This window comes from Pigmentiphaga sp., assembly GCF_019689535.1.
GTDB lineage: Bacteria > Pseudomonadota > Gammaproteobacteria > Burkholderiales > Burkholderiaceae_B > Pigmentiphaga.
This window is the reverse complement of the sequence record NZ_JADGHH010000289.1, coordinates 1-3,146: the sequence shown is the minus strand read 5'-3', so window position 1 is coordinate 3,146 and position 3,146 is coordinate 1. Positions and strand designations below refer to the sequence as shown.

Genomic DNA, 3,146 nt, shown 5'->3' with positions numbered 1-3,146 from the left:
AGCTGAACCCGCACGCCGCAGTCCTGGTTTCCAATCACGCGGACCTGCCCTTTGAGGCCGTATTGCGGGCGGCGGATACCGGCCAAGTACAAACGGGAGAAACGGCGTCGTCCGGACCCGGTGCCTCGCCAGTCGCTGGGAAGCCGGCGCAGCATGCAGGGCACGGGCGCGGCCAGGCCGACCAGAGCCCCCACTCCCACGATCACCACCACGACCACGATGGCCCGCATGACCACCATCACGCGGCGCAGGCCTGCTTCATTCCCTTGGGACAGCCGGTTGCGCGCGACTGGCTATTGATCCGTCTACACGGATTAGCCGCCGCACTGGGGGACGACCTGCTGCGCGTGAAGGGAGCCGTCGTACTCGGTGACGGCCGGCGCTACGTCGTCCAGTACGCGCCTGATGCCCGGCGTTTCGACGTATCGCCGCACGATCCGGCGTCGACGGCACCGGCGCAGCCCGGACTCACCGTCATCGCGCTGCATGCCGATGCCCAGCGCGTCGCCGCGGCCTTTGACCACCCCGCCGCATCGAGCGGCTAAGGCCCGGCCCCTAGTTGTTCTCGAGCACGTCCGCCAGCCCCTGCTTCTCGAGCAGCGAATTCAGGTGGTCCCAGCCGTGGAAATCGATGATGATCTGGCCACGTTCCTTGGCGCCGATCTTGAAGACGACCTGCGTACCGAGGCGATCGGACAAAGCCTCTTCCAGGCGGAGCACGTCGCGGGATTTCTCGGTTGCCTTGCGGCTGGACCTGCGGGCGGACTCCTGCAGGGTCTGGGCAACCAGCTTCTCCGCCTCGCGCACTGACAAGCGCTTGGCGACGATCTGGGTGGCAAGCTGGATCTGGGTCGCTGCGTCCACTGCAAGTAGCGCCCGGGCATGGCCCATGTCGAGGTCGCCCGCCAACAGCATGGTCTGCACGGGGCCGGCGAGGTTCAACAGGCGCAAGAGGTTGCTGGTCGCCGAGCGGGAGCGGCCGATGGCCTGCGCGGCCTGCTCGTGTGTCATGCCGAACTCGCCGATCAGGCGCTGTACTCCCTGCGCTTCCTCCAGCGGATTCAAGTCCTCGCGCTGGATGTTCTCGATCAGGGCCATCACGGCCGCGTTTTCGTCGCTGACCTCGCGCACCAACACCGGCACCTCGGTCAGCCCCGCCAGCTGGGCCGCCCGGAAGCGACGCTCGCCAGCGATGATTTCGTAGCGTTCGCCTTCGATCGCACGGACCAGGATGGGCTGCATCACCCCCTGGGTCCGGATCGATTCGGCCAGCTCTGCCAGCGCTCCCTCGTCCATGCGCGAACGCGGCTGATATTTGCCTGCCTGCAGCCGGGAGACGGGCAATTTGGTCGGCGGGCCGTCCTTCGATGCGCCGTCCTTGGACGGTTTGTCGCCCAGCGTGCTGACTGCCGGAATATCGGCGCCCAGCAGCGCATCCAGGCCACGGCCGAGTCCCTTGGGCTTCTTGACGCCCTTTCCTGCTTTCATTTCCATGATGTTTTCCCGACGCTACAGCGTTTTCATCCGCTCAATCATTTCCGCCCCGAACGCCAAATAGGCCTGCGCTCCCTTGGACCCGGGATCGAATACCACGCCAGGCATGCCATAGCTCGGCGCTTCGGCCAGCCTCACGTTGCGTGGGATGATGCTTTTGAAGACTTTGTCGCCGAAGTGACTTTCCAGCTGCGCCGACACCTGCTGCTGCAAGGTAACCCGGGGATCGAACATGACCCGCAACAAACCGATCACGCGCAAATCCGGATTGAGGTTGGCGTGCACGCGCTTGATGGTATTGACGAGATCCGACAGCCCTTCGAGCGCGAAATATTCGCATTGCATCGGGATGATGACGCCATGGGCCGCGGCCAGCCCGTTCAAGGTCAACAGTGAGAGGGTCGGCGGGCAGTCGATGAGCACGAAATCGTAGCGACCAGAAACCGCCGCCAACGCGTTCTTAAGCTGGCGTTCGCGCTCTTCGAGCTCCACTAGGTCGATTTCGGCGCCCGCGAGTTCGCGATTGGAAGGCAATACATCGTAGCCCCCACTTTCCGATGCCTTGGTCGCCTCGGCGATGCCCGCCTCGCCGATCAGCACCTCATAAAGCGTGGCCTGCAAGTCATGCTTGTCGATGCCGCTGCCCATGGTGGCGTTGCCCTGGGGATCGAGGTCGACCAGCAGCACGCGCTGCTTCTGGGCCGCGAGCCCGGCTGCCAGATTGACGGCAGTCGTCGTTTTTCCCACGCCCCCTTTCTGGTTCGCGATGCAGAAAATGCGGGCAGTCGCCCGACGACTCTTGGCGGCCAGGGACTCCTCGCCGGAAATGGCGGCCAGTTCGCCGGATCGTTCATCTGCCTGGGCTGCCTGGTTGACCATGGTGGAATGGGAAGACATCGAATGACTGCCTGATGATGGGTGTTGAATTCGTCTCTCGGACGCCTCGCGCCGGTTAGTCGCCGCTGGGCGACGCATCGTCTGCGATGCGGTTCATCCATACCAAACACCGGCGCGCCGACAATCTCGGCACCTGCAGCGGCGTGACGGCTTCCACGCGCCAGACGCCCTGCTCTTTCACGGATTGCATTTCGTCTTCGGGCGGATGACCTTTCATGGCGACCAGCCGTCCCCCTGGCTTGACGTGCCGCCCGGCCAGCGCGGCGAAATCCTGCAGCGAGGCGAATGCGCGCGAAATGACGATGTCGTTGCCGGCAGGCTGGAGCTCTTCCACCCGGGCGTGCCGGGCACTCAGATTGGGAATGCCCAGCATGCCCGCCACGTGAGTCACGAAGGCCGTCTTTTTTTCCACCGCGTCGACGCAGCACACCTGCCATTCCGGCCGGCAAATGGCCAGGACGACGCCGGGCAACCCGCCGCCTGAGCCGACGTCCATGATGCGTGCATCCTGCCCGCAGAGACGGAACGCTAGCTCCGGAACCACGGCCAAGCTATCTGTTATGTGATGCAAAAGCATCTGCTCGGGATCGCGTATGGCCGTCAGGTTGTAGGTGGCGTTCCAGCGCGCCATCTGCGCGAGGTAATTCAGGAGCAGGTCAATGCGCCGATGATCCAGCGGAAAGCGCAACGTGGCGCAGTCTGCTTCGAGCTGGGCGGCAAAAACAGCGCCATTGAAGGGTTCCTGGGGGCGGGTG

At 64.3% G+C, this 3,146-nt stretch carries 4 protein-coding genes; 1 reads left to right on the top strand and 3 read right to left on the bottom strand.

Annotation, left to right across the window (positions count from 1 at the left end):
• Positions 1 to 545, top strand: a 545-nt coding sequence (locus tag IRZ12_RS16770) for a GTP-binding protein (RefSeq protein ID WP_296470972.1), incomplete at its 5' end; no start/stop codon positions are given.
• Between the two features lie 10 nt (positions 546 to 555).
• On the opposite strand, the gene IRZ12_RS16765 is transcribed toward IRZ12_RS16770, so the two are convergent.
• Genes IRZ12_RS16765 through rsmG form a run of 3 tightly spaced genes read right to left on the bottom strand, consistent with a single transcriptional unit; the run spans position 556 to position 3,079 of the window.
• A complete protein-coding gene (locus tag IRZ12_RS16765; RefSeq protein ID WP_296470977.1) occupies positions 556 to 1,488 on the bottom strand; it encodes a ParB/RepB/Spo0J family partition protein in 933 nt (310 codons plus the stop codon).
• A gap of 21 nt (positions 1,489 to 1,509) precedes the next feature.
• Positions 1,510 to 2,391: an AAA family ATPase gene (locus tag IRZ12_RS16760; protein ID WP_296470969.1), complete on the bottom strand. Its 882-nt coding sequence runs from the start codon at positions 2,389 to 2,391 to the stop codon at positions 1,510 to 1,512.
• A gap of 55 nt (positions 2,392 to 2,446) precedes the next feature.
• Positions 2,447 to 3,079: a 16S rRNA (guanine(527)-N(7))-methyltransferase RsmG gene (rsmG, locus tag IRZ12_RS16755; protein ID WP_296470975.1), complete on the bottom strand. Its 633-nt coding sequence runs from the start codon at positions 3,077 to 3,079 to the stop codon at positions 2,447 to 2,449.
• Positions 3,080 to 3,146 lie beyond the last annotated feature (67 nt).

Excerpts from the sequence above, each read along its gene's own strand:
- IRZ12_RS16760 (WP_296470969.1), bottom strand. The coding sequence starts at position 2,391 with ATGTCTTCCCATTCCACCATGGTCAACCAGGCAGCCCAGGCAGATGAA.
- IRZ12_RS16765 (WP_296470977.1), bottom strand. The coding sequence starts at position 1,488 with ATGAAAGCAGGAAAGGGCGTCAAGAAGCCCAAGGGACTCGGCCGTGGC.